The sequence below is a fragment of the Companilactobacillus ginsenosidimutans genome (assembly GCF_001050475.1).
Taxonomy (GTDB): domain Bacteria; phylum Bacillota; class Bacilli; order Lactobacillales; family Lactobacillaceae; genus Companilactobacillus; species Companilactobacillus ginsenosidimutans.
Genome location: NZ_CP012034.1, coordinates 1,646,510 through 1,671,427, shown reverse-complemented (window position 1 = coordinate 1,671,427; position 24,918 = coordinate 1,646,510). Strand labels below are relative to the sequence as shown.

Below are 24,918 nucleotides of genomic sequence, written 5' to 3'. Positions count from 1 at the left end.
CAATGGATAAAAACAGAGAATTAACCTTTATTGATCAAGGGTGGAACGAGTATGTGTATTGGCAAGGGGAAGATAAAAAGACCCTTAAAAAAATAAATAAACTGATTAAGTCAATTAAGCGATGGATATAGTGAGGGTATTGGTGAACCTGAATTACTGAAATACGAGGCTAATCCGACATGGTCGAGAAGAATTGATGATTACAACAGGTTAGTTTATTTAATTACTGATTCACATATTAGTATTATTCAATGCAAAGGACATTATTAGTTCATCAACCTAAATTCGAGTTCCTTCAACCGTTTTGCATCCATACGAGCGACGTTGAAACGAAACTCGTTTTTTGTTGCTCCATAAATTGTCCCAGGTTTAACCAGTATTCGTTTGCGGAGAAGCTTGTTGAAAATATCTGAGTCATCTTGAGTTATCCACAAATAGAATCCACCATCAGGGACAGAGAAATTCCACCCTGGTCGATACTTGTGGAAAAGTTTTGCTACAGCTTCTCGACGACTCTGGAGCTCTCTTGTGAGTTTGATCAATCCTAACGAGAATTCCGAACTAGTCAAGGCAGAGTTAACCATTTCTTGCGCTAACATGCTAGGTACCATGTCGAGTTGTTTTTGCACCTGCAACAACCGTTGACCAATTGCTTGTGGAGCGATTATCCACCCAATTCTAGTTGAGGAACCTAACAATTTGGAAAGCGAACTAATGTAAATCACGTTTTCCGGAGCTAATGATTTCAATGTCGGAACTGAATTCTGATCGTTAACTAGCCACCCGAAAACATCGTCTTCAATAATAGCGACTTGATATTTTTGACAGAGGGCTAATACTTGCTGACGTTGATTGCGTGTTAAGGTTTCGCCAGTTGGATTTTGGAAAGTTGGGTTCAGAATTAATAACTTGATTCGATGCTTCAAAATCACTTCTTCCAATTTCTCGAGGTCGAAGTGGCTGTGGATAAGTGGTACTCCGTATGTATTTATTCCCAGGGTCCTGAAAACTGCTGTGGAATTAAAATAAGATGGCGTGGTAAAAGCTATCGCGTCACCGGCTTTGAGTAAACTGCTCAGTACTAGCAACAACGACTGTTCAGCACCGCCCGCAATCATCACAGTTTGTTTGATCAAATCAATTTTTTGCTGGATTTCTTGTTGACGACTCAAAGTTTTTATCAAATCAAGATAACCAGTGGAAGATGCATGCTTTTGATCCTTTAAATAAGCTTGCCAGTTAAGCTTGAAAGTCCCCAAATTAGGAATAAGGTCAGAAGGCAATTCATTAGCAGCACCATCAATAATTTTGTTGCGATCGAGTTCACGGACTTGATCCAATTCTTCCATCGCTAAAGTGTTGTTATCAGTGGCCGATTCAAGCATCGTCTGCCAATTAATATTCACAGTTAAAGGTTTTAAATGAGGTAGCTCGGCAACGAAAGTTCCGCTACCTCTTTTTTTGACCAATAAATCTTGTGTGGATAACTCAGCCAAAGCACGAGTGACAGTCGAACGGTCAACTCGAAACCAACGAGCCAGACTACGTTCAGCCGGAAGACGCTGACCAGGAATAAGTTGATCAGTTTGGATCAAATGTTTGATTAATTGAATAATAGCTTGATACTTAGGTTTAATATCCGGCAAATCAGCCGACCAATTTATCATAGGTAAATTTTCCCCCTGGATTTTGTGTACCATATATTATTTACGTAGGTCACTAACATATTAATAGTTAGTATACTAATTGGCTGGATTAAAAACAATCCAATTGGCTGTTGTATAGCAACGAGTTTCTAGGATAATGGAAGGAATTAGGAGGTGATCATATGGAGAATGTATTAACAATCGCAGGTTCAGACAGCCTGGCAGGTGGTGGATTGCAAGCAGATTTGAAGACGTTTGAAGAGTTCAATGTTTTCGGCGTCAGCGCCATCACCAGCGTCGCCAACATTTTTCCAGATGACCTCAGAATAAATGTATTGAACTCAAACCTAGTCAAGGAACAACTAGATTCGATTTTTCCACAAATTCCACTGAATGCTGTTAAAGCAGGACTTCTCGGGACTGTGGATAACTTGAATATAGTCGCAAATGAGCTAAAAAAGCACCAAATTCCAGTCGTAGTCGACCCAGTTTTAGCCTTTAAAGAGGGCACTAGCGACAATGATCCCGAATACGTTGAAGCTGTGGAAAAAGTTTTACTACCACTAGCCACAGTCACGACGCCAAATATTTCTGAAGCAGAACAATTGAGTGGAGTGGAAATCACTAGCAACTCTGATATTGAGTTGGCTGCTGCGAAGATTCAACAATTTGGTGTCCGCAATGTACTCATCAAAAATGGTAGTCAAACCGGAGACGACTTTTTATTAACAGGGGAAAACAGTCAGTGGATTAAGGGGAAAAAGATTAATTCCACGACTACAAATGGTGCCGGATGTACATTATCTGCAGCCATTACAGCATTGTTAGCTAAGGATAAATCGATTTTAGAATCAATCACGATTGCGAAATCATTTGTTCACGATGCAATCGAATCGGGTGTTCCAATTGGCAAGAATTCAGGAAGTGTTTGGCAGGGTGCCACACGTTTAAGGGGAAATTAATATGAAAAAAAATAGAATTAGACAAGAAGTATTAGCGGCAGTATTGACTGCCTTGACGGTCGCAATGTCGATCTTGGTAGTTATTCCAGTACCAGCAACTCACGGATTAGTAACATTGTGTGAAGTGGGGATTTACACAAGTGCAATTTTATTCGGAAATCCAGTCGGACTGGTAGTCGGCGGAGCCAGCGGTTTTTTGATTGATATCATTTCAGGCTACCCAGTTTGGTGCTTATTCTCATTAGTAATTCACGGCCTTCAAGGCTTCACAGTAGCTTACATGTCGAAAAAACATAAGCTTGGACTATTGAACATGTTGTTACCATTACTAGCAGGTAGCGTGATTATGGTGGTCGGCTACTACCTATCAACCAGTCTATTATTCGGTTGGCCAGCTGGACTAGCATCCATTCCAGGAAACTTAGTTCAAGTAGGATTCGGTATTGCGGTCACAGTATTAGTAGTCGGAAGTTTAATCAAGATAAAACCCAATTGGGCTCGGGGGTAGAAAATTATGACTTTTGAAAATTTGGAGAAAGATTTAACAACAATTATTGAGGATGTACTAAAGGAAGCAAAACTAAGACCAAACGACCTATTCATTTTAGGATGTTCAACTAGTGAAGTAGTTGGTGGACATATCGGAAAAGATTCCAATCCTGAAATTGGTCAAAGAATCATCAAAACCTTGCTAGATGAACTAAAACCACGAGAAATAAATCTAGCAGTTCAAGGCTGCGAACACATCAACCGCAGCGTTGTAGTGGAAAGAAAAGTTGCCGAAGCAAAAGGTTTTGAAATAGTATCAGTAGTACCAGCAATGCACGCAGGAGGAGCTTGCTCAGTAGCAGCCTTCCAACAATTTGAAGACCCAGTAGAAGTAGAGCACATAGTAGCTCAAGCCGGAGTGGACATCGGCGACACGTCAATCGGCATGCACGTAAAATTTGTTCAAGTACCAGTAAGACCCACGATTAAAGAACTAGGAAGTGCACACGTAACAGCATTAAGATCACGTCCAAAGTATGTCGGTGGACCAAGAGCAAATTACGAACCAATCGAGCATCAAGAATTTGTGAATCAGAAATAATACATAATATTTATATTAAAATAGACCAATTTCATTTTGATGAGATTGGTCTTTTTTAGTTGGAAATTTAGAAAGGTAATCGCAAGAGTTTGCGTAATTTGTTTTGTAATATAATAAATGAGAAGATAAGTCTTATATCTCAATTGGAGGCAAAAATGCCACTAGAATATGTTGATCAAAATCTATTTGATAGCCCTGCACAAGTATTGGTAAATACTGTGAACACTGTTGGTGTGATGGGGAAGGGTATCGCATTGGAATACAAAAAATTGTATCCAGAAATGTTTAAAGAATACCAAGAGTATTGCCAAGATGGTAGTTTAACTGTTGGAAAACTATATTTATTCAAATCAGCAAATAAATGGATCTTAAATTTTCCCACAAAGGAAAACTGGAGGAGTAAATCAAAGATCGAATATATAGAGTCCGGTTTAAAGAAATTTGTAGAAACATATGCAGATAAGGGAATCGAATCTATTTCATTTCCACAATTAGGTGTAGGGAATGGCGGATTAGATTGGGACAAACAAGTTAAACCTCTCATGGAAAAATATCTATCAGATTTACCAATTAACATTTATATCCATATTTATACTGGATGGCAAAACCATCCTGAATATGTAAAGCAAATAAAAAAAGCTCTCAGAAAGGGATACAATTCAGTATTACTGGATGAATTTAAGTCAGATTTTATAGACGCATTTGAAGGTTCAGAAGAGGGAAAAAATCTAAACATCCAAGTCATGGAAGAATCTGACGATTTGCCAGATAACGAAATATTTGTCACTTTTTTAAACGATGAATTGTATTTGTCGCAACAAGATATTATTGATGTATGGGGCAGTTTATTCAGTCTAGGTAAAATTTATGATGAAATTTGGCCTATGAATATTACTCGAAGTAAGAACTTTGAATTAATCAAAAGTATTTTATCGAAAATAGATTATATTGAGTTAATATCTACAACATTTCTTGATAATTCATCGTCAAGAGTGCCTACGCTGAGACAATCAGGTTTACTAGATCGAAGTAAAGTAAATGTTAAACGTCAACCGTTTGCGATACATGATTCTACTCAACTTGATATTTGGAGAGATAAATAATTATGAGGTATAAGGATATTATCGAAGATTTGGTTAATGATTCAGAAAAGACTGGGCTCAGAAAGTCAAAACGACGTTATTGGCCAAAATACGCCTTTCATTTCACAGATATTGATAATGCAATGGAAATATTGAAAAACAAAAAGATACATTCTAGATACTTTGTTGAACATAATTCTCAGATGTCCAATGATAATGCAAATTTAGGCGTAATTAACCAGACTGATATTGAAGTAGAAAAAGTGATTAGACTATATTTTCGACCAAAGACACCTACACAGTATTACAACGAGGGATTTAAAACTGCTGCTGAAATCAAAGATCAGGATTTTTCGGCAAATTGTCCAATTCCAATTTTTTTCTTATTTGATATGTCGACTCTATTGGAGATTCCGGGAGTCAAATTCACAGATTTTTCGTTGGCAACTAAACGAACTCCACATTATATGAATACACCAGAAGAATTTGAAAGATTACCTTTTGATAAAATTTATTTTGATGATGTAATGACATCTGATATGACAAAAGAGGAAAGAAAAGAGCTAACTGATCAGAAACAAGCTGAAATAGTTGTTCCGGATCCACTAAAACTTAATACTCTAAGGTGGATTTATACAAGATCTGAAGCTGAGAAAGAAACCCTAATAAATTTGCTTCATAAGGAAAATATAACTAATTTAGATTCGAAAATACGTGTTGCATATACAAATACTTATTTTTCCAATAGAAATTATGTTAAAAAGGTTACTCTGAGTTCTAAGGGATATTCAATAGTTAATAATGTTGATGATAATCGTTATCAACCGTATCCTTTGGATTCCTGGGAGGATGTTAAATATGCAGTTAATCCAGATGATACTGATAATTATTTGAATGTACAACTTAAAATCTTCACAGATGGAAATGTGTACACTTGGCCTCAAAAAGGCAAGAAAGCCTTATTAAAGCAGCAAATGACGCGTAATTTTCAAAAGCCAATTGAATCATACACATTGCAAATGTTAATCGATAATCATATTGCATATGAAGGTAAATGCGATACAACCGATGATATGCCATATTAATTTAATGATTGATTAGTTGATATTAAAAGACCAATTCCAGTTTATTGTGGAATTGGTCTTTTACTTGTTAATCGTAGTTTTTAATTCAGATACCGTCTGAGAAACATTTTTAGATTTCATAATTTCACTAACAACAGCAACTCCAGCGATAGGAATATTGCTGAATGATCCAACATTTGAAGTATTGATTCCGCCAATGGCCACAACAGGGATGTCGACCGATTTTGTGATTTCATCCAGAGTCCTAATGTCAGTGTGTTTAGTAATAACCTTTGTCTCGGTGGGAAAGATAGCACCCGTTCCAAGATAATCGGCACCAAATTGCTCTGCATATTTTGCACGTTCAACTGTTTTAGCCGAAACACCGAGAATTTTGTCCGGTCCAAGTAATTTTCGTGATATATCAATCGGCATTTCATCGTCACCGATATGAACACCAGATGCTTCGACCGCTAAACAAATATCAATTCGATCATCGATGATTAACTGAACATGATATCTGTCAGTAATTTGTTTAACTTTGATAGCCAGATCAAATAGCCTTCTTGTTGTAACATCCTTCTCTCGCAATTGGACGATGGTAACACCAGAACGACAAGCTTCGTCGATTATTGAGAAAAATTTTTCATCAGAATAAGCGTATCTAGCTGTCACTAAATACAAACTCATATCAAGCATGTAGAGCACCTCGAATTGATTCATACCAGTATTCATTATTTATCAGTAAGGACAGTTGATTAAGTGTTTCTTGACGAAAATCAGCCAGGCCTTCAGTACTTTCTATGGCATTCTCAGCACAAATGTTCAAATAACTAATCGCGGCAACACCAGCAACTAATCCATCGTGCTCATGTTCAACTAACGCAGTCATTAATGCACCAACAATATCACCAGTGCCAGTAAATCTGTCTAGTTCGGGAACGCCATTTTTAAGCTCTAACCGGGAGTTTTTGGAAACAATCAAGTCGGTAGCTCCTGTGGCAATAAAGGTGGTCTCGGGATGATTTTGAGCTTTTTCAAACATTGCATTCATTAATTCATCGACAGAATTCGAAGATTGATCAGACGAAGCACTATCAACACCACGACCGTGACTTGATAATCCGCAAAAAGTTCGCATTTCGGAGATATTACCTTTGACAATTGTTGGTTTGAAATCCAATAGTTCCTTTGACAAATCAAAACGAATTTTAGAAATAACAATTCCAACCAAATCAATGACAAATGGAATTCTCATTGAAGACGCCATTTTGCCGGCTTCCAATAAAGCAATTTCTCGTTCAGGAGAAATGTGTCCTAGATTCAAAAACAGGCTATCGATTTGTTCAAAAAGTTCAGGAAATTCTCTGATATCAGCTACCATCACAGGTTTTGCATTAATATACAACAGAGCGTTAGCAACAGATTCAATTGTGATTTCATTAGTGATGCAGTGTACTAATGGACTATGACTAAGTGGAAACTTGCATTTAACAAGTTTAGATATCGAATCATTTTGGCTGTAATTTTCCATTCTTTATTACTCCTTGGAATAAAGATTGAGCTCGCAAAAAGGGACGAGTGTCCTTTAACTTGTACAAAACGATAAAGGCAATAATTGATCCAGAAATAGCTCCACCAAAGAATCTAGGAGTATATAAGAACCAATACATACCATTGCTATTACCAGTAAACCAAACCATAACCGGGAAAGAGGTGAGAGATCCAATTAAACCAGTCCCAATAATTTCGCCCAACATAGCACCCCAGATCTTATGAGTATAACGATAACCAAGACCAGCTAACAGTGCGCCAAAGAAAGCACCAGTCAAAGCGAGAGGTGGAATCCCCATCATAGTCATCCGAATAACAGCACAGACTAAAGCCATAACGGAAACATAAGATGGACCCATCAAAACAGCTCCAGTGACATTGATCACACTAGACATAGGAGCCATACCCTCAATTCGGAAAATAGGGGAAAGAACAACATCCAAAGCAATCATCATCGCTAGGATAGTAAGCTTTTGAGTCTTTGAAGAATTAACCATAAGTGAAACTCCTTAATATAATTTTGAATAGAAATAGACAGAGTTCCACAAACAAAAAAATGCCAGTCGCTAAAAAACGTAACGACAGGCACAAATCAACATAAAAAATCATTTCACATTTTCCTGCGCCGGTGTTAGCCGTATCAGGTTCAATGGGTATAATCTCAGCGTTTGTGCACCCCAAATGTTTCGTATTCAATTGTGATATCAGTATATCATGTTTAACGTATATCTCATGATAATTTATGAAATACAATAAATTGAATACAGTAATTATTAATAAGATTGTTAAATTAGGGAAATAAAAAAAGAAGTGAAATAAAAAAATAGCCACACTCCAACTGAATTAGTCGGAATGTGGCTATTGAACTGTGGTTAGGTTTAAGAACTGCTAATTTTAGAAGTTTGCTGTTGACTAGTTCGCAGGGTAGGTTCGCCGGTGGCTCAGCCGTGGCGTTGTTGTTGACGAGGCAAAGGCCTCGTTTACAACAAAGTCGAGTTTTGAGATTTTTCGGTTTGTGAAAAACCTCAAAATCGGCTCACAGCGTTCCAGCCACCGCCGAACCTACCCGGAGAACGGCAGTGAACCGCAATAACCTAAAATTTAGTTGTTCTTATACGATGCTGCAGTAGCATCGTCACAATACAACCAATGCCCAGGCAGAACCTCTTGGAAATGCTGAGCATCATTGAAATGCTTAGAATGATCAAAATCGATACGACGACGAGTCTTTTCGATCTCAGGATCAGGAACAGGAATAGCCGATAAAAGACTCTGAGTGTAAGCGTGAAGTGGATGGTTGTAAATCTCATCCGAGTCAGCCAACTCAACGATTTTGCCGCTGTACATAACAGCAATACGGTCACTAATATATTTAACCATCGACAAATCATGGGCGATAAACATATAAGTCAAACCGCGTTCCTTTTGGATATCTTGCATCAAGTTAACAACTTGAGCTTGGATAGACACATCAAGTGCTGAGATTGGTTCATCAGCGATGATGAACTCGGGATCAACAGCTAAAGCTCTGGCGATACCAATTCTTTGACGCTGACCACCAGAAAACTCATAAGGGTATCTAGTCATATGTTCAGGATTCAAATGAACCATGTCGAGTAACTCTTCAACTCTTTGTGTTCTCTCATCATCATTTTTAGCAATACCGTGAATGTCCAAACCTTCAGCGATAATGTCTTTAACTTTCATTCTAGGGTTCAAAGATGCGTAAGGGTCTTGGAAAATCATTTGCATGTCGCGGCGGAAATCTTTCATCTGGCTGCTGTGATTTTTGATCTTGCTAATATCTTTACCTTTGAACAAAATTTCTCCACTAGTTGGGTTGTACAAGCGGATAATACTACGTCCAGTTGTACTCTTACCAGAACCGGATTCACCAACTAGACCAAAGGTTTCGCCTTTATAAATATCAAAGGAGACGTCATCGACAGCTTTAACTTCATTAGGTTTACCGATGTTGAAATATTGTTTGAGGTTTCTAACTTGAACGATAGGTTCTCTTTCATCAGCCATTATTTAACGTCTCCTCCAATCATTGATTGATATTTTTCAAAACGCTTTTGGATTGATTCAGGTGGTGTAACTTTTGGTGCATCAGGGTGCAACAACCAAGTTGCAGCATAATGCGTTTTTGAAACTTTGAAGAATGGTGGTTGCTCTTCAGTGTCAATTTCCATGGCATAGGCATTTCTAGGTGCAAATGCGTCACCAACTGGTGGATGCAATAAGTTAGGTGGTGTTCCGGGAATTGAGTTCAAACGATTTTGTGTACTTGTGTCGAGGGTAGGCATTGAATCCAAAAGTCCCCAAGTATAGGGATGTTGTGGATCGTAGAAGACTTCGTCAACACTTCCGTATTCAACAAACTTACCAGCATACATAACTGCTACACGGTCAGCAATACCAGCCACAACACCAAGGTCATGGGTGATAAAGATGATGGATGTACCAATTTTTAATTGAAGCTCACGCAACAAGTCGATGATTTGAGCTTGAACAGTAACATCAAGCGCTGTGGTTGGTTCATCAGCAATTAAAATTTCTGGATAATCAACGATAGCGATTGCGATAACAATTCTCTGACGTTGACCACCTGAAAATTGGTGAGGGTAGTCTTTCATTCTAGCTTTAGGATTAGGAATACCAACTAATCTCAAAACTTCTTCGGCACGTTTCATTGCGTCGGCTTTTGACATTTCATTGTGAATCAAAAGTGGTTCTGCAACTTGCTTACCAATTGTCATTGTTGGATCTAGAGAAGTCATAGGGTCTTGGAATATCATCGAAATTTTATTTCCACGAAGGTTGTCCATTTCCTTTTCAGACTTTTTTAATAGGTCCTCGCCGTGATAGAGAATTTCTCCTTGGCTAATCTTGGCGTTTGAAGCTAATAATTGTAAAACTGAACGAACTGTAACTGATTTACCTGATCCGGACTCACCAACAATAGCAAGAGTCTCACCGTCATTTAGATGAAAATCAACGCCACGAATAGCTTTGACTGTACCGTTATAGGTTGAAAAGTCTACATGTAAGTTTTTTACGTCTAGTATTTTTTCCAAAACTATTCTCCTTAGTTAGATGATTGTGGATCAAAGGCATCACGAAGTCCGTCACCTAGAAGGTTAGTAGCAATCATGATGATTGATAAAATTATTGCGGGTGCCCACATTTGATATGGTAGGAATCTGAAGGCTTTTTGACCATCAGATAGCAAAGTACCAAGTGAGGCGTTTGGAGCGGGGATACCAATACCGATGAAACTTAGGAAAGCTTCGAAGAAAATGGCATTGGGAATAGTGAACATTGTTTGAATAATAATTGTTGAAGATAAGTTTGGAATCAAATGTTTTGTAGCAATCTTTGTGGATGATTCACCCAACGTTCTAGCTGCGAGAACATATTCTTGTTCTTTCAACTGGAACGTCTGAGCACGGATCAATCTGGCCATCGTGACCCATCCGGTCAAGGCAATCGCAATAACAATTGATGTTAGACCAGGTTTTAAAATGATCATCATTAAAATAACTACGATTAGGTTAGGGATTGAAGAAATGATTTCAACGATACGCTGAAGAATAATATCAGTCCTTCCACCTTTCCAACCGGAGATAATCCCGTATGGAATACCGATTATCAAGTCAACTAGAGTTGCTAGAACGGCAACGATAAGTGAAAGACGAGTTCCATAAATAATTCTTGAAAGTAGGTCACGACCTAAGTAATCAGTACCTAGGATGAAGAAAGTACCTTTAGGTGCGCCAACTTCTTTATAGGCGTCAACTTTTTTGCCGCCCATGTCTTGCATACCGTTGAATCCGGGAATATTCAAATTACCAATCTTAGGTGGCAAGTTTGAGTACTCAACTTTTTGTTCATTAGGATTTTGTGGTGCGACAACTGGTGCGAAAATTGAAATCAAGACGATGATTCCCAACAAAATTAAACATGTTGTTGCTACTTTGTTTGAGAATAGTCGACGACGAACATCTTGAAGGTAAGTCAGTGAAGGTGTTCCAAGTTTTTCTTGATCTGCATGATCGTCTTTTTTAAGTAGTTTAAATTTATCTTTGGCGATTTTTGGAACTTGTTCCATTATTCTTTACCCCCATTTCCTAATCTAATTCTTGGATCAATGAATCCGTATAAAATATCGACAATCAAGATTACTAAGATCAAAAGGAATGAATAGAAGATTGTTAGTCCCATGATTGTTGGGTAATCGTTAGTTGTGATTGATTTGACGAATTGTTCCCCGATACCAGGAATTGAGAAGATATTTTCAACAACCATTGAACCGGTCATAACTGATACGGCCATTGGTCCGATGATAGTTACAACTGGAATCAATGAGTTACGCAAAGCGTGTTTTGTAACAACTTGCCAATTTGAATTACCTTTGGATTTTGCTAATTCAATGTAATCACTACTCATAACATCAACCATTTCGGTACGCATGAAACGAGCAACATTACCAAGTGGTAGAGCTGCCAAAGCTAATGTTGGCAAGACACTTGATTGGAAGTTATCCCAAAGAGCAACTGGATAAATGTGCCATTTGAAAGCTAGATAGAATTGAAGCAAAACAGCCAACACGAATGAAGGGATTGATAATCCTAAAATTGAAATGAAAGTTGCTAATGTATCAACCCAAGTGTTTTTTCTGATAGCAGCAACGGCACCTAGAAGGATACCTAAAACTGTACCAAGAATCATAGCTTGAGCACCAATTTGCATTGATGGAGCAAGTCTTTGACCGATTAATTGTGTAACAGGTTCGTTGTTAAATTGGTATGAAGTTCCCAAGTTTCCTTGGAATAGTCCACCCATGTAACGAAGGTATTGAATGAAAACAGGTTGATCCAATCCATATTGCGCTTTAACGATCTTCAACTGACCTGGTGAAAGACGATTCTGGTTAGTGAACGGTGTACCAGGTAATAGTTTCATCAAGAAGAAGGTGACGGAAGCAATAATGAAAAGGGTCAGGAACAAGTAAAGAATTCTTTTGAGAATATATTTAGCCATGTTATTTCCCCAACTCCCTATTAATTTTTGTAAGCCGTAACTAAGTTATACATTCCGTTTGGTGATACACGATAATTCTTAACGTTTGGACGTGTTAAGTTAGCTTGATAGTATTGATACAACATAACGACACCTTGGTCCTCAGTTAAAATCTTAGTTGCTTGAACTAGGTCATTCCAACGAGCGTCTTTATTGTTGGCATCGACTGTGGCACTCTTCTTAACGTATTCGTCAAATTTCTTGTTAGAATATTTACCGTTATTTTGAGCATTCCCAGTCTCGAATAATTGTAAGAATGAATATGGATCTGGATAATCGGCATTCCAGGCTGTAACAACCATGTCGAAGTCACCATCTGTAGATTTAGTTAAACGTGATTTGAAAGGAACGTTATTTAATGTCAATTTCAAACCAGGTAAGTTTTTCTCCATTTGACCTTGGATATATTCATTTTGTTTCTTAGCTGTATCAGTATCATCACCAAGAAGTGTGAATGATAAGTTCTTTTGACCGGTTTCTTTGAGACCCTTCTTCCAAAGCTTTGTAGCAAGCTTTTGGTTGTAATCACTGTATGAAGCAAGTGGTTTGATGGCAGGGTCTTTAGTAAAGTCGACACCAGTCTTTGGATTGTAAGACATTCCTGATGGAATTAGTGTTGAAGTAAATCCAGCAGTGTTACCAAGAACATTCTTGTTTAATTGTGTACGGTTAAATGAAAGACTAATAGCACGTCTAATATTTTCATTATTAAAGAAAGGATCTTTCTTACGGTTCATTTCAATATAGAAAGTAGAAGCAAATTTATCTTTTGAGAAAGTTTTATATCCGGAAACTTGGCGAGCAGTGTCACCACCAATTTTTTCTAGACGATTGATACGATTTGAATCATACAAATTGAGTCCAGTGTTTGGATCCTTGTATACGTAGTATTGAACTTTCTTCAACTTAACGCTTTTAGCGTCCCAGAACTTGTTGTTTTTAACTTGAGTCCAACTATTATCTGAAACGTGCCAGTTAACTAGCTTGAAAGGTCCATTAAAGACCATACCAGCACTGTTTAGTCCATATTGTTTGCCAGCTTTTTCAACTGCAGGTTTGTACTGTGGAAAGAAAGTAGCATTGGCCATCAGTTGGTTAAAGTAAGGAATTGGGTCAGAAAGTTGAACTTGGAGAGTATATTTGTCTAATGCTTTCACCCCAAGTGAATTGACTGGCTTTTTACCAGCACTAATGTCGTCGGCGTTCTTTACACCTGAGAAAATATAGGCATATTGAGATGCTGTCTTTGGATCAACTGTTCTTCGCCATGCATAAACGAAATCCCCAGCGGTAACGGGTTTGCCGTTTGACCACTTAGTATGACGTAATTTGTAAGTATAAGTTTTACCATCGTTAGTTGGCTCAACCATACTATTGGCGACGGCTGGTTTTAATTTTTTACCATCGAAACGGTATAAACCATCCATTGTATTAGTTAAACCTTGTCCACCAATAACATCGGTATTGATTGACGAATCCATCGAGGCGATGACGTCAGATGAACTGATTGACAAGGTAGTTTTACTGTCCTTTTCAGTGGCAGAACCGCATCCGGATAACATTAGGACGATACCGAATAGTGGTATCAGCGCTAACAGATACTTCTTCTTTTTCATATTTTCCCCCTTGTGACATACATACTTTTAAGAATACTCTCCTTAAAATTAATGACAATACTTTTTGATTAAAATAATTCTAATTCTTGACAATTAATATTGTAGCTAATCATCAGAAAAAATACAAAATAAAAAAGCTCCTATTCAGGGGCTTTTTCTTGTACGAATCCTTTGTAGTTATTGATTTGTTCAGGACTGAGTTTAGCGGTTAGAAGTGAACCGTCATTGGTGAAATCTTTGGAAATGATTTGAGTATTTCTAAGGATTTCCTCAGCAATTTTTTGATTTTTATAGGGAATCATTAAAGTTACTTCTTCATAATTAGCGAAAAGCTTTAATTTAATCAAATCTACTAATTTAGCAATTGATTCTTTATCAATCGCTGAATAATAAATATTATCTCCCTCGATCATTGGAAATTGTTGTCCTGGCTTCAAGTCAGCTTTGTTAAAGGCATAAATCATAGGTTTGCCTTTTACACCAACTTCGTTCAAAGTTTTTTCAGTTACTTCTATCATATTGCGCCAGTGTTCATCAGAAACATCGATAACTTGAATTAGTAAATCAGCATCGGCAGCTTCTTTCAAAGTTGTTTTAAATGATTCAATCAAGTTATGGGGAAGCTTGCTGACGAATCCAACTGTATCAGATAGGAGGAAACTAGTATTATCTTCCAGATCAATTTTTCTGACACTAGTATCCAAGGTTGCGAATAACATATCTTTTTCAAAAACCTTACGGTCTTCGGAATCGTCTTTGTTGAAATTGAGTAATCCGTTCATAGTTGTTGATTTACCGGCATTGGTATAACCAACTAAGGAAACTAGTGGAACAGTGGTATTGGTGCGGCGACGACTTTGAACATCGATAGTTTTGTCGACGGCCTTTAATTGAGTTCTGAGATAGTCGATACGTTTACGAATGACACGACGGTCCATTTCTAGTTTTGTTTCACCAGCACCACGGTTAGCAAGGCCACCAGATGATGATTGCTGATCCAGTGGATTTCCTGATGGGTGAATTCTTGGAAGTTGATATTGCAATTTAGCAATTTCAACTTGTAGTTTAGCTTGCTTAGTGTGAGCTCGATTCGAGAACACTTGCAAGATCAATTCAGTTCGGTCCATGAAAGAAAGCTTAGTGCTTTTTTCCAAGTTACGAATTTGGGAAGGAGTTAGTTCATCATTCAAAATAATGGTAGTAACATCATCAGCGTTAGCAATTTCAGCAATCTCAGTAACCTTACCTTTTCCAAAGTAAGTAGCACCACTGACAGAATCAGCGTTTTGCTTAATAACATCAGCAACTTCCATGTTATTAGCGACCACCAATGAACCAAGTTCTTCCATAGTATAGTCAAAGTCAGGTTGCAGGTGACTAACACCCGCAATGATAACTCGTTCTTTAGTATTATTTAAGTCTTCCAAATTTGCCTCCAAATATCAGAGCGTGACAGAACTCGTTAAGCTTCCGAGCATTAACACAGAAGTCACAATATCCGTACTGTGGATATCGTGACTTGTGCTGTTAAGCGGAAGAAGCTGAGTTTTGTTACGCGTTTCCGCATACTTAGCAAAACCCGGATATACGCCACGGCTCCGTTTATTTATGTGTGTACTTATTAAAACTTCTTAAGCGCATAAAACGCATGGCAATCAAATCCCTTCAAAATTATTATTACAATGATAACACGATTGTTGAGTTATAACCATTTAGACCAATTACTTAACCTAAGTAGTTGTCTTATGTGTTATCGTTATGACGTATACAAAGGAAGTGAGAATGATGAGTTTAACATCCATAACAATCAGATTAGATAACAAACTTAAACAAGAACTAGATATCCACCTTGGTGAGATTGGTCTTAGCTTTGAAGATTATATGAAGCTTGCTGCTGAACAATTTGTAATTCAAAACAAAGTTCCCTTTGAAATTGTTATGCCAGAAGAGATTCCAAATAGAGTAACGAGGATAGCTATGGTCGAGGCAGAAGCAAAGGACTTGGGAATAATTCCTGATGACATACCTGAATTTACTAATGTAGAAGATTTGAAAAAATATCTAAACAAATAAAACTGCAATTATTAATTTAATTGCAGCTTTACTTTATATTCAATTTTTTCAAAATAAACAATACTAGACAGACTATGAATACAGCTCGGACAATCCAAGCGGTGATGAAAGTTCCAAATAATAAGTAGAAAGCCTGATGAATAAATGAATTACTTGTTATATCTGTTAATAATAATAACCAAGGCATAATGGTGTTCCTCTCTAATATTGTAGTAAGATTCTTCCAGACGAATGTGAGTTTTTGGATTTATTTTGAGCGGCAATGACGTCTCTGAAATTGAAAACTTCTTGAATGTAGGCATGTAATTCATTGTTAGCAAGTTGAGCAATTATTTTCTTGTAATCACTCGGCATAATTGGACCTTGTGTGAATGAAAAAGATTGATTTATTTTTGCCGTTCGGAAATTTGGTAGGGATAAAGATATGATTTGAAGATTGTTCAAATTTTGTGAGATTGTTGAAAGTAGTTCAGGTCTTCCAGCTGTATCTAACACTTTATTTATTTCTGGATGATCCTGTAGATGTCTATCTATGTCAGAAGTGTAGTCGATAAAGTCATCGGCTCCAATTCCTAGTAGGAAATTTTTATTTTGGGGATGTCCCAAAGCGATGACCTTGACGTTTCGCATCTTCAAAAATTGGATCATGTAAGTTCCGACACCACCGGATGCACCAGTAATTAAAACCGTATCGCCTGATCCTGCATGAATTTTTCTAACAGCGCTCAATGCCGCATCTGCCCCACCGAAGATTGTTGCACCCTCAGCCAAACTGACATTATCAGGCAAAGTGAACAAAATAGGGGATACCAACACACGATTGAATTGTTGAGAAGTACCAGACTGTGACACACCGATAACATTTTTCCCTATTAAACTTTTGCTTGCTAAAGCGCCGGTGCCCCTGACGATGCCACTGAAACTGTAACCGATGGTGAACGGAAGTTTGACTGGACGAATTGCTTGCAGCTCTCCAAGTTCGGTTCGCCAATCGTAAGGCAAAACAGGTGTGAATTTCGTTTCCACTAAAGCCGTAAAAGGTGAAATCTTGGGTTCGACGACGTTTCTGATTTTCAAATCTTCGATACCGTTAAAGGACTCTTGTAAAATAGCTTGCATAGTCACTGCCTCCGTAATCTTTAAGGGCATTGTATTTTATCTGAGAGATTTGGTGAAATCAGTATTCTGATATTTTAAAGATGTAGGAGGGAATGCGACCAATATAAAATAAAAATGGAGAGCTGACTTATGTCAGTTCTCTATTTTGTTGAATGTAACTTTTATTAATTTAAATATTTGTATCATTGAAAAAATCTTCGGTGGTTTCAGCAGTTATGAAGTTTGTTCTATCACCTCTACCTGCCTCATCGATGAATTTTTGAGTTTCATTATTTAATATCTCGTTGTCATACTCGTTTGCATATTTTTGAACTAATGCTTCAATGTATTCATTAAATTTAAGACCAGTTCTAGCTTTGATAACTTCTTCTGCCTTTTTTTTAGATTCTTTATTCAAAATTATTTCGATGCTCGTCATGTTCTCAGAATTTCTGTTTTTCATCAATATTCCTCCAATAGGTTTTCAACCCCTCATGTCGTATACACAATAGCACTCGTGATTCTAAACAACCATCCGTAATCCCATGACCAGTAGTAATACACCAATAAATGGTTTCACGTATGAATTAAATTTGATTGGATCTAATTTTGACAAAATTTTTGGCGCTAATAATCCCCCTGCGATGGCACCAATCATTAATGAAACACCGATTTTCCAATCGATATTTCCGGTTGATAAGTGGAAGAGTAATCCGACTCCAGTTGTTCCGACGAGAATATATGAGGAAGTTGCGGCAGCTCGAACCATGTCTAAATTCATAACCAATAGCCCGGCAATGACTGGTCCACCACCACTTAACCCGGCGATTCCGACCATGAGGCCACTGACAATTCCAAAGAAAGCAGTTTTTAAACCAGCGTGAGCAGTTTTCATATTGGTTTTTTGTTTACCGAAGAAACGTGAGTACAAGATTTGAATTCCTAGGACGATTAAGATAATTGCGACGATCCAAGTGTAAACATCTTTAGGTATGAAACGTGATACTAATGCCCCAACAATAGTTGCTGGAATTGCTGATAGCAACATTTGGTTTCCAATTTTAAATCGAATATTACCAGCTTTATAGTGTCCGAATGCGCCAACACAAAGTGAAGGGAAGGCTGTGAACAGTGAAGTTGCTGCAGCCACTGGTGCGCTTAGGTGGAAAACGCTAGTTAAGACGCCAATGTAAAGTGCTGCACCACCGCCACCAGTCGATAGAACGAATAAACCAATTGCAAAACCAATTAATATCAAGGAAACATATGTCATTGTGAAGCCTCCATAACTTTAATATTACTCTCTCTGACAAATTTGAGTATTATGTAAAGATGAACATGCTATAGTTATCGCGGAATAAATTAAAAACTATTTGGAGCTATAGGTTCTGTAAAGGACAATTTTTGACAGGTGATTTAGGATAACGTTGAAATTTAATAAGGACGAAAACCAATTTGGTTTTCGCCCTTATTTTTAGTTATTGAACTTATGCAATTCAAATACAAGATAAAATCCTATTATGAAGATTAACAGTTGGTAAAAATAGGGAATTAAATAAACAAGTACACCGATTAAGATTAATAAAGACCATGACAACAACATATTCAACGGCTTTCCACCAAAGAGTATAGGACGCATATGTTTCATGGCATTTGACTCAGCAAACATATATATGATTACGAGTGATAACAAATGAAATGGGATTCCCCACGCAAAGAGATAATTCAACATCCTGTTTCCCTTCTTCTATTTACAAAACTGGTTCATATCTGTTTGCAGTTTAATTCAGCTTTAACATATACGGAGTTTAAGAAAAACCCTACTAGTTATCATTTTAGCCAATAGGGTAATAATAATTAATCGTTATCGTATCCTTCATGATCTGGATAAACTAAATCAACCGACTGTCCTTTTTCTTGCAGACGCTTGATTCTATCTTCACCCCAGGTCGACATCGCGATTAAAACTTTATTCAAAGTTTCGCCATAAGGTGTGATTTCGTACTCAACGTGAGGTGGAACTTCATTGTACACATGTCTGGCAATGATTTCATCGCGCTCTAATTCGCGTAATTGATCTGTTAAAACTTTTTGGGAAATGCCTGGAACAACTCGAAGTAATTCTGCGGGTCTAATTGGGCCTGCACCCATGTGGCAAAGAATCAGGGGTTTCCATTTTCCTCCCATTACAGAAAGGGTCGCCAAGACGCCATTTTGGTAGCTTGCTTGTTTTTCAGCCATATAATTAACCTTACTTTCAAAAAAATTAATTCGAGCAAATCTTAGAGTCTCAATAAAACTTACTTTTAGGTAAGTTAGGTATATCAAAGTGCGTAATTGTAAAGATTTAGAATCCCGCTAAACTGTGTCCATAACCTAGTTTACAGGAGGATTTAACAATGGAATTCATCAAAAATAAAGTAGTCGTAATCACAGGAGCATCAAGTGGTATCGGTAAAGAAACAGCTACACAATTGGCAGAAAAAGGTGCCAAATTAGTTTTGGGAGCCAGAAGAGAATCGGCACTTAAAAATTTGTCTGATCAACTAACAACAACTTATCCTGATACAGAAGTAATCTATCAATCAGTCGATGTCACAAGAAATGAAGAGGTCAAAAGTCTAATTGATTTTGCCAAAGACCATTTTGGAAAAATTGATGTCCTATTTAACAATGCAGGTTTGATGCCTATTTCCGAATTACGTGATGGAAAAGTTTCTGAATGGGAACAAATGATGTCAGTCAACGTCATGGGTGCTTTATATGGAATCAACGCTGTTCTTCCTATTATGGAGGAACAAGGTGGTGGCCAAATAATCACAACCGACTCAGTCGCTGGACATTTTACAGGAGCAGGCTCAGCAGTTTATTCAGGAACAAAATACGCAATGCGTGCAATTATGGAAGGTTTGCGTGTCGAAGAAGTTGGCAAGAATATTAAATCAACAATGATTTCACCCGGACACGCACAGACGGCCTTGGCACAAACAATCTCGGATCCAGAAACAAGAGCTGCTGTTAAGGCAACTGAAATGAATGAAGGCTTGAACGTCAAAGATGTTGCCAATGCAGTAGTATATGCAATCAATACTGAAGACACCGTTGCGATCAACGAAGTTATTCTTCGTTCAACAAACCAACGCGATTATTAGTTATCCCAAGGAAAATCGAGTGACATATGCTTATTGAGCTCAACTTGTTCTTTAAGCTTCTCTCCACGTTCAAGTTTGCGTTGTTTATAGCCTGCGCAAACAAATATTTCTTCATCACTGACGGGGATTATCTCGGGAAGCTTTATGCTACGGTCAGTTAGTACGAAGGTTGAAAAACACGTGAGACCAAGGAAGCGCTCGCCAGTTTTTAAATGTTCACCAATAATTTTGGTAAAAACTTCGATCGAGGAACTACCAACACCAGTCACATAAGACTCAACACAACGTGAATCTTGTAAGACAAAGGGATGCATAAAATTAACTTGGTCAACAGAGGCAGTAACGGTTTCGATACGAGCAGCACGAGAAGCTGCAATAGAAGAATTATTATCAATAGCAGATAAAATTTGACCACCAAAAACAGTATTGTGTTCGTTTAAATCAGAAGCGAAAACACGGTGATTAGTAATTGAGAGGGTATCTTTACATTTCATTTGAGTCATATGGGAATTTCCTTCCATAAATATATATTTAATTTGATATTACTTCATTAAAGCCTAGATTGATACTGAAATTGTTTCGGCGTGATCTCAAACCGACGTTTGAAACACTGAATAAAGTAAGTTGTATTATCGATTCCAACAGACATACCAACGGATTTAATGGAATCATTAGTATTCTTCAACAAAGACTTAGCATATTCCAAACGAATATTCATCAGCTTTTGTTGCGGAGTCACACCAGTCAGTTGTTTATAAACATGACGTAAATAAGATTCAGAACCATGAATCTGGCTAGATAACGAAGATAAAGTGATGTTTTCAGAATAATGATTATTTAAAAATTCATCGATTTCTTGAACCCAAGTTTCATTAGAAACAATTGAGTTCAAAGGACGACACCTTTTACAAGGACGAAAACCATCAGCTTCCGCCAGTTTAGGGTCGTAATAAATTGAGATGTTCTCCCGTTTTGGAAGACGAGACGGGCAAGAAGGTCGACAAAAAATATGAGTAGTTTTAACCCCATACCAAAAGACACCGTCAAATTCCGCATCGTTATTCGAAATAGCTTTCCACTCAGATGAACTTGCCATGAGCAGCACCCTCCAAATCCAACAAAGCAATTTTACGAGAAATCCCACCGGCATAGCCAGTCAAGGATCCATTACTACCAACAACGCGGTGACAAGGAATAATAATTGAAATAGGATTATGCCCAACAGCACCACCAACAGCCCGAGCAGATGATTTGCGTCCACCACGAAGGTCAGTAATACGAGTGGCAATCTCTTTATAGGTAATAGTAGAACCATAAGGAACCGACTCCAGCACCGACAAAACAAGACCCCGAAATTCAGTAACTTCAGGGGCAAGTGGCAAAGAATCAATAGAAGGACGTTCCCCAGCAAAATAAGAATCCAACCAAGAAGCAGCAAGAGAAAGCGGATGAGACTCGCCAAAATCAACAGAGTCCAAGTCATAACCAGCCCCAAAATGAGCCTGATCAGAAAACCAAACCCCAACCAAAGCCTCATCCTTAGCCAGCAAAGTCATTTCACCAAGAGGTGAAGCATAAACCGATTTAAGATACATAGAAACGCCCCCTTTACTGATACGATAATACAACACAAAAGAATCAAGAAGTATCACAATCTGGCTTTTTAATATCAATAAATACAAAAAAATAGCGCATTCCAATTTTTGGAATGCGCTATTTTAGTGTCTTGACTTTAGATTTTACAATTCAAAATATCGATCTGTGCAGACTAACGATCAGACGAAAACAGTATTACAGTCTGTCCAATCTTATCGTAGGAATTACGCGGAGGAGCAAGCAAAAACCCACAACCAAGTAAGTTTTATTGGAGTACAAGCCCGGAGGTCAGGTTCCTGGGGGCCCAAGCCGTGAGATTTATGTTTGCCTGCCAAAGGGCAGGCTTACATAAAAACCGAGATTCGAGATTTTCCCGAACTTGGAAAAGCTCGAATTCGTGTTCACAGCGACCACGGCCCCCAGGAACCTGACCGCAGGGCGAAAGTGAACCTCCCAACAAAACTAAGCGAGGTTGTCTTTGCGGCGTTCTGCTCGAGCTATCAACGGTAAGATAACCCCGACAGCAATCATCAATAACGGTTCAATAATATTGAGCGCCAAAACATGATACCAAGTACCAGTACCATAAGCCTCATCAACAGGCAAAATCCCAAGAGTAGCAGCACCAAAAGTGATCAAGAAACACCAAGCACCAACAATAACAGCCCACTTCTGATTCTTAATATAAGTGAAATCAGAAGGGAACTTCTTAGGTTTCAAACGAACAATAATGAATGAACTAAATAAGAAACAAGTAGTGTAAGGCGAAACAATACCATTCAAATTCAACAGTTGATTAAAGATTGAATTCATATTTGGCAAAGTAGCACTAAGCACCATAATAACTGTACAAATACCGGTAGTGAGCCAATATCCATTGATAGGCAAACCACGTTTATCCGTCTTAGTTAGACCCTTAGGCAAATAAGATTTTGCCGTGTCAGACAAGAACATACGCGTTCCGGCATCAATTAGCACCGCAAGTTGGGCCATCATGTAGATAGCTTGCGTAATTGCGAATACATATAGGAAGAATCGACCCATTCCAAAGTCATTTCCCATGGCTTGGAAGGCGTAGTATGAACCATTCATTTTCAAGTCATTAGGCAAGTGATGGGCGTTGAAAAACACACCCAATGAGAATGATCCTAAGACTGTCAAGAATCCGGTCATAATTGCTAACATCCACATAGCTTTTGGAAAATCACGTTTACCATTTTTCATTTCCGTAACGTATGGTGCAGCAAATTCAGAGCCATTCATGGCAAAAATTACTAATCCGAAAGTTGATAAGTAGTGCAAATCAAATTTAGGAATAAATGATTTTAGCGTGAAAGGTTGAGTGTGCGGTGCGTTTCCTTGTCCAAGGTAAACTACAGTCATAATTACATACAAAACAGTAACGATGAACATTGCACCACCACCAATGATTCCTAACCATTGAAGTGAGTTCTTTAAATGATGTTGAATGAAAATGAATAATGTGAAGATTGCGGCTGTTAATAACGCAAACATACTATTACTCATCGTATTCGACATCGTATTGTTTCCGTGAATCAACCAACCGAATGAAATTAACATTGAGTTGGCAACATCGACGATATATGGAAGTCCTGAAACCCAGTAAGTCCAGGCACAAATGTATCCCCAGACATTTCCACTAGTACCACGAACCCATGATGACATACCGCCACCCTCGTGACTGAAGACTGAACCCATATGTCCAACCATCATTTCATAAGGAACAACGAATAAAAATAGCATTAAAATCCAAGTAGTAACGATACCGAGACCTTGGTTTTGAAAGTTATAAATAATATCATCAAAACCAATTACGGTAACAAAGTCCATCAAAGCTATGACAGGCCAGCTAATGTATGACTTTTTAGAGTCAAGTTCTGGCATTTTTTCCCCCAAAGCGAAACACCCCTATATACAAAAATTTTTACAACCTTAATAGTATATATTAGATTGTTCAACTTTTTTACTGATAAATCAATTGAATTTGAATATAAAACAATATCAAATTATTGCTAAGTGAGGTTGGCTTACAAAAGTGTAAGTTCTTGTAATATGAATCCAACGACTATTCCCACTATTTTTCATAAGATAGATATATCAGATGGAGGGATATACAAATGACAAAAATAGTTGATGTTAAAAACGTCGAAAAAATATACGGTAAGGCAAATGAGAAACAATTTAAAGCTTTATCAGATGTAAACTTTGAAGTTCAACCAGGTGAGTTCGTTGGTATTATGGGAGCGTCTGGATCAGGTAAAACTACTCTTCTAAATATTTTATCTACATTAGATACTCCAACTAGTGGGGAAGTAAAAATTGCTGGAGAAGATATTACCAAACTTAATACTAATGAAATGGCAGATTTTCGTGCCAACAAAATTGGATTTATCTTCCAAGATTTCAACTTGCTAGAAAATCTAACAGCATACGAAAACATTGCACTACCACTGGCATTACAAAATAAACCTGTAAAAGAAATTAAACCAGCAGTAATGAGCATTTCTGAAAAATTAGGTTTAACAGAAATTTTGAATCACTACCCAACAGAATTATCAGGTGGTCAAAAACAACGTGTCGCTGCCGCTCGAGCTTTGGTTCATAAGCCCAATATCATTTTTGGTGATGAACCAACAGGTGCCTTGGATTCAAAAAGTGCCCGCGCTTTGATGGACACTATGACAAAAATTAACCATGAAGATAATGTTTCTATCTTATTAGTAACCCACGATCCATTCTCAGCCAGTTTCTGTGACCGAATCTTGTTCATTAAAGATGGTGAAATTGGTCAAGAATTGAAAAACGAACAGAATTCACGAGGCATTTTCTACCAAGAAATTCTTGATTCATTAGGAACATTCGCAGAATAAGGGGGGAAA

The 24,918-nt window shown here is 37.7% G+C and carries 26 protein-coding genes, 1 pseudogene and 1 riboswitch; of the genes and pseudogenes, 9 read left to right on the top strand and 18 right to left on the bottom strand.

All coding sequences use genetic code 11. The annotated features are described in order from the left end of the window. Positions 1 to 2: 2 nt before the first annotated feature. Positions 3 to 270 (top strand): annotated as a pseudogene (locus ABM34_RS08555) (Txe/YoeB family addiction module toxin). On the opposite strand, the gene ABM34_RS08550 reads toward ABM34_RS08555, so the two are convergent. After that, positions 267 to 1,667 carry an aminotransferase-like domain-containing protein gene (locus ABM34_RS08550; protein WP_064505411.1) on the bottom strand — a complete coding sequence of 467 codons (1,401 nt, stop codon included), beginning with the start codon at positions 1,665 to 1,667 and terminating at the stop codon, positions 267 to 269. The pseudogene ABM34_RS08555 and the gene ABM34_RS08550 sit on opposite strands and share 4 nt — an antisense overlap. A 161-nt stretch (positions 1,668 to 1,828) precedes the next feature. Between ABM34_RS08550 and thiD the strand changes: the two genes are divergently transcribed. The 5 genes from thiD (at position 1,829) to ABM34_RS08525 (ending at position 5,865) form a co-directional block, all read left to right on the top strand. Beyond that, entirely contained in the window at positions 1,829 to 2,608 is a 780-nt protein-coding gene (thiD, locus tag ABM34_RS08545) for a bifunctional hydroxymethylpyrimidine kinase/phosphomethylpyrimidine kinase (protein ID WP_048704997.1), read from the top strand. Between the two features lies 1 nt (position 2,609). Further along, positions 2,610 to 3,116 carry an ECF transporter S component gene (locus ABM34_RS08540; protein WP_048704996.1) on the top strand — a complete coding sequence of 169 codons (507 nt, stop codon included), beginning with the start codon at positions 2,610 to 2,612 and terminating at the stop codon, positions 3,114 to 3,116. A gap of 6 nt (positions 3,117 to 3,122) precedes the next feature. After that, positions 3,123 to 3,698: a TIGR01440 family protein gene (locus tag ABM34_RS08535; protein WP_048704994.1), complete on the top strand. Its 576-nt coding sequence runs from the start codon at positions 3,123 to 3,125 to the stop codon at positions 3,696 to 3,698. Positions 3,699 to 3,853: 155 nt separating this feature from the next. Further along, complete coding sequence (locus tag ABM34_RS12945; RefSeq protein WP_053084465.1) at positions 3,854 to 4,801, top strand: macro domain-containing protein; 948 nt, start codon at positions 3,854 to 3,856, stop codon at positions 4,799 to 4,801. Between the two features lie 2 nt (positions 4,802 to 4,803). After that, positions 4,804 to 5,865: a DarT ssDNA thymidine ADP-ribosyltransferase family protein gene (locus ABM34_RS08525; protein WP_048704992.1), complete on the top strand. Its 1,062-nt coding sequence runs from the start codon at positions 4,804 to 4,806 to the stop codon at positions 5,863 to 5,865. Positions 5,866 to 5,925: 60 nt separating this feature from the next. Here the strand turns inward: ABM34_RS08525 and thiE are convergent, their stop codons facing one another. From thiE to hflX, 9 genes are all read right to left on the bottom strand, one after another. Beyond that, positions 5,926 to 6,543: a thiamine phosphate synthase gene (thiE, locus tag ABM34_RS08520; protein ID WP_048704991.1), complete on the bottom strand. Its 618-nt coding sequence runs from the start codon at positions 6,541 to 6,543 to the stop codon at positions 5,926 to 5,928. Then, a complete protein-coding gene (gene thiM / locus ABM34_RS08515; protein ID WP_048704989.1) occupies positions 6,536 to 7,378 on the bottom strand; it encodes a hydroxyethylthiazole kinase in 843 nt (280 codons plus the stop codon). The genes thiE and thiM overlap by 8 nt, the downstream gene beginning before the upstream one ends. Next, a complete protein-coding gene (gene thiW, locus ABM34_RS08510) occupies positions 7,356 to 7,895 on the bottom strand; it encodes an energy coupling factor transporter S component ThiW (RefSeq protein WP_048704988.1) in 540 nt (179 codons plus the stop codon). The genes thiM and thiW overlap by 23 nt, the downstream gene beginning before the upstream one ends. A 103-nt stretch (positions 7,896 to 7,998) precedes the next feature. Next, positions 7,999 to 8,088: riboswitch (TPP riboswitch) on the bottom strand. A 411-nt stretch (positions 8,089 to 8,499) separates the two neighbouring features. Continuing rightward, entirely contained in the window at positions 8,500 to 9,429 is a 930-nt protein-coding gene (locus ABM34_RS08505; protein ID WP_048704986.1) for an ABC transporter ATP-binding protein, read from the bottom strand. Further along, positions 9,429 to 10,478 carry an ABC transporter ATP-binding protein gene (locus tag ABM34_RS08500; protein WP_048704984.1) on the bottom strand — a complete coding sequence of 350 codons (1,050 nt, stop codon included), beginning with the start codon at positions 10,476 to 10,478 and terminating at the stop codon, positions 9,429 to 9,431. Before ABM34_RS08500 ends, ABM34_RS08505 begins: the two co-directional genes overlap by 1 nt. Positions 10,479 to 10,489: 11 nt before the next feature. Further along, the gene (locus tag ABM34_RS08495; protein ID WP_048704982.1) at positions 10,490 to 11,512 is read right to left on the bottom strand and encodes an ABC transporter permease; all 1,023 of its coding nucleotides are present in this window, start codon (positions 11,510 to 11,512) and stop codon (positions 10,490 to 10,492) included. After that, entirely contained in the window at positions 11,512 to 12,444 is a 933-nt protein-coding gene (opp3b, locus tag ABM34_RS08490) for an oligopeptide ABC transporter permease (protein ID WP_048704980.1), read from the bottom strand. Before opp3b ends, ABM34_RS08495 begins: the two co-directional genes overlap by 1 nt. 20 nt (positions 12,445 to 12,464) lie before the next feature. Beyond that, the gene (locus ABM34_RS08485) at positions 12,465 to 14,099 is read right to left on the bottom strand and encodes a peptide ABC transporter substrate-binding protein (RefSeq protein ID WP_048704979.1); all 1,635 of its coding nucleotides are present in this window, start codon (positions 14,097 to 14,099) and stop codon (positions 12,465 to 12,467) included. 140 nt (positions 14,100 to 14,239) lie between these two features. Next, a complete protein-coding gene (gene hflX, locus ABM34_RS08480) occupies positions 14,240 to 15,526 on the bottom strand; it encodes a GTPase HflX (protein ID WP_048704978.1) in 1,287 nt (428 codons plus the stop codon). A gap of 355 nt (positions 15,527 to 15,881) precedes the next feature. Between hflX and ABM34_RS08475 the strand changes: the two genes are divergently transcribed. Beyond that, entirely contained in the window at positions 15,882 to 16,172 is a 291-nt protein-coding gene (locus tag ABM34_RS08475; RefSeq protein ID WP_335337486.1) for a type II toxin-antitoxin system RelB/DinJ family antitoxin, read from the top strand. A 201-nt stretch (positions 16,173 to 16,373) separates the two neighbouring features. On the opposite strand, the gene ABM34_RS13240 is transcribed toward ABM34_RS08475, so the two are convergent. From ABM34_RS13240 to ABM34_RS08450, 4 genes are all read right to left on the bottom strand, one after another. Beyond that, positions 16,374 to 17,291, bottom strand: a complete 918-nt coding sequence (locus ABM34_RS13240) for an MDR/zinc-dependent alcohol dehydrogenase-like family protein (RefSeq protein WP_048704975.1) — start codon at positions 17,289 to 17,291, stop codon at positions 16,374 to 16,376. Between the two features lie 169 nt (positions 17,292 to 17,460). After that, positions 17,461 to 17,733, bottom strand: coding sequence for a hypothetical protein (locus ABM34_RS08465; protein ID WP_048704973.1), 273 nt, complete (start codon positions 17,731 to 17,733; stop codon positions 17,461 to 17,463). A gap of 60 nt (positions 17,734 to 17,793) precedes the next feature. Next, positions 17,794 to 18,543, bottom strand: coding sequence for a sulfite exporter TauE/SafE family protein (locus ABM34_RS08460; RefSeq protein WP_048704972.1), 750 nt, complete (start codon positions 18,541 to 18,543; stop codon positions 17,794 to 17,796). Positions 18,544 to 19,127: 584 nt separating this feature from the next. Then, entirely contained in the window at positions 19,128 to 19,511 is a 384-nt protein-coding gene (locus ABM34_RS08450; protein WP_048704969.1) for a winged helix-turn-helix transcriptional regulator, read from the bottom strand. 158 nt (positions 19,512 to 19,669) lie between these two features. Here ABM34_RS08450 and ABM34_RS08445 point away from each other — a divergent pair, with 158 nt between their 5' ends. Then, complete coding sequence (locus ABM34_RS08445) at positions 19,670 to 20,422, top strand: SDR family oxidoreductase (protein WP_048704967.1); 753 nt, start codon at positions 19,670 to 19,672, stop codon at positions 20,420 to 20,422. Here ABM34_RS08445 and ABM34_RS08440 read toward each other — a convergent pair. From ABM34_RS08440 to ABM34_RS08425, 4 genes are all read right to left on the bottom strand, one after another. After that, a complete protein-coding gene (locus ABM34_RS08440) occupies positions 20,419 to 20,925 on the bottom strand; it encodes an acyl-CoA thioesterase (protein WP_048704965.1) in 507 nt (168 codons plus the stop codon). The genes ABM34_RS08445 and ABM34_RS08440 overlap by 4 nt on opposite strands. Before the next feature lie 47 nt (positions 20,926 to 20,972). Further along, positions 20,973 to 21,518: a bifunctional transcriptional activator/DNA repair enzyme AdaA gene (locus ABM34_RS08435; RefSeq protein ID WP_048704964.1), complete on the bottom strand. Its 546-nt coding sequence runs from the start codon at positions 21,516 to 21,518 to the stop codon at positions 20,973 to 20,975. Further along, a complete protein-coding gene (locus ABM34_RS08430) occupies positions 21,502 to 22,017 on the bottom strand; it encodes a methylated-DNA--[protein]-cysteine S-methyltransferase (protein WP_048704962.1) in 516 nt (171 codons plus the stop codon). Before ABM34_RS08430 ends, ABM34_RS08435 begins: the two co-directional genes overlap by 17 nt. Positions 22,018 to 22,480: 463 nt before the next feature. Further along, complete coding sequence (locus ABM34_RS08425; RefSeq protein WP_048704960.1) at positions 22,481 to 23,923, bottom strand: APC family permease; 1,443 nt, start codon at positions 23,921 to 23,923, stop codon at positions 22,481 to 22,483. 233 nt (positions 23,924 to 24,156) lie between these two features. On the opposite strand from ABM34_RS08425, the gene ABM34_RS08420 reads away from it, so the two are divergent. Further along, complete coding sequence (locus tag ABM34_RS08420; protein WP_048704958.1) at positions 24,157 to 24,909, top strand: ABC transporter ATP-binding protein; 753 nt, start codon at positions 24,157 to 24,159, stop codon at positions 24,907 to 24,909. Positions 24,910 to 24,918: the final 9 nt, after the last annotated feature.

Coding starts and splice junctions, on each gene's coding strand:
- ABM34_RS08440 (WP_048704965.1), bottom strand. CDS start 20,925: ATGACTCAAATGAAATGTAAAGATACCCTCTCAATTACTAATCACCGT.
- ABM34_RS08430 (WP_048704962.1), bottom strand. CDS start 22,017: ATGTATCTTAAATCGGTTTATGCTTCACCTCTTGGTGAAATGACTTTG.
- thiW (WP_048704988.1), bottom strand. CDS start 7,895: ATGGTTAATTCTTCAAAGACTCAAAAGCTTACTATCCTAGCGATGATG.
- ABM34_RS08525 (WP_048704992.1), top strand. CDS start 4,804: ATGAGGTATAAGGATATTATCGAAGATTTGGTTAATGATTCAGAAAAG.
- ABM34_RS08450 (WP_048704969.1), bottom strand. CDS start 19,511: ATGGCTGAAAAACAAGCAAGCTACCAAAATGGCGTCTTGGCGACCCTT.
- ABM34_RS08445 (WP_048704967.1), top strand. CDS start 19,670: ATGGAATTCATCAAAAATAAAGTAGTCGTAATCACAGGAGCATCAAGT.
- ABM34_RS08495 (WP_048704982.1), bottom strand. CDS start 11,512: ATGGAACAAGTTCCAAAAATCGCCAAAGATAAATTTAAACTACTTAAA.
- ABM34_RS08505 (WP_048704986.1), bottom strand. CDS start 9,429: ATGGCTGATGAAAGAGAACCTATCGTTCAAGTTAGAAACCTCAAACAA.
- ABM34_RS08550 (WP_064505411.1), bottom strand. CDS start 1,667: ATGATAAATTGGTCGGCTGATTTGCCGGATATTAAACCTAAGTATCAA.
- ABM34_RS08425 (WP_048704960.1), bottom strand. CDS start 23,923: ATGCCAGAACTTGACTCTAAAAAGTCATACATTAGCTGGCCTGTCATA.
- thiD (WP_048704997.1), top strand. CDS start 1,829: ATGGAGAATGTATTAACAATCGCAGGTTCAGACAGCCTGGCAGGTGGT.
- ABM34_RS13240 (WP_048704975.1), bottom strand. CDS start 17,291: ATGCAAGCTATTTTACAAGAGTCCTTTAACGGTATCGAAGATTTGAAA.
- ABM34_RS08475 (WP_335337486.1), top strand. CDS start 15,882: ATGATGAGTTTAACATCCATAACAATCAGATTAGATAACAAACTTAAA.
- opp3b (WP_048704980.1), bottom strand. CDS start 12,444: ATGGCTAAATATATTCTCAAAAGAATTCTTTACTTGTTCCTGACCCTT.
- ABM34_RS08420 (WP_048704958.1), top strand. CDS start 24,157: ATGACAAAAATAGTTGATGTTAAAAACGTCGAAAAAATATACGGTAAG.
- ABM34_RS08460 (WP_048704972.1), bottom strand. CDS start 18,543: ATGACATATGTTTCCTTGATATTAATTGGTTTTGCAATTGGTTTATTC.
- ABM34_RS08435 (WP_048704964.1), bottom strand. CDS start 21,518: ATGGCAAGTTCATCTGAGTGGAAAGCTATTTCGAATAACGATGCGGAA.
- ABM34_RS08540 (WP_048704996.1), top strand. CDS start 2,610: ATGAAAAAAAATAGAATTAGACAAGAAGTATTAGCGGCAGTATTGACT.
- ABM34_RS12945 (WP_053084465.1), top strand. CDS start 3,854: ATGCCACTAGAATATGTTGATCAAAATCTATTTGATAGCCCTGCACAA.
- thiM (WP_048704989.1), bottom strand. CDS start 7,378: ATGGAAAATTACAGCCAAAATGATTCGATATCTAAACTTGTTAAATGC.
- ABM34_RS08485 (WP_048704979.1), bottom strand. CDS start 14,099: ATGAAAAAGAAGAAGTATCTGTTAGCGCTGATACCACTATTCGGTATC.
- thiE (WP_048704991.1), bottom strand. CDS start 6,543: ATGCTTGATATGAGTTTGTATTTAGTGACAGCTAGATACGCTTATTCT.
- ABM34_RS08465 (WP_048704973.1), bottom strand. CDS start 17,733: ATGAAAAACAGAAATTCTGAGAACATGACGAGCATCGAAATAATTTTG.
- ABM34_RS08535 (WP_048704994.1), top strand. CDS start 3,123: ATGACTTTTGAAAATTTGGAGAAAGATTTAACAACAATTATTGAGGAT.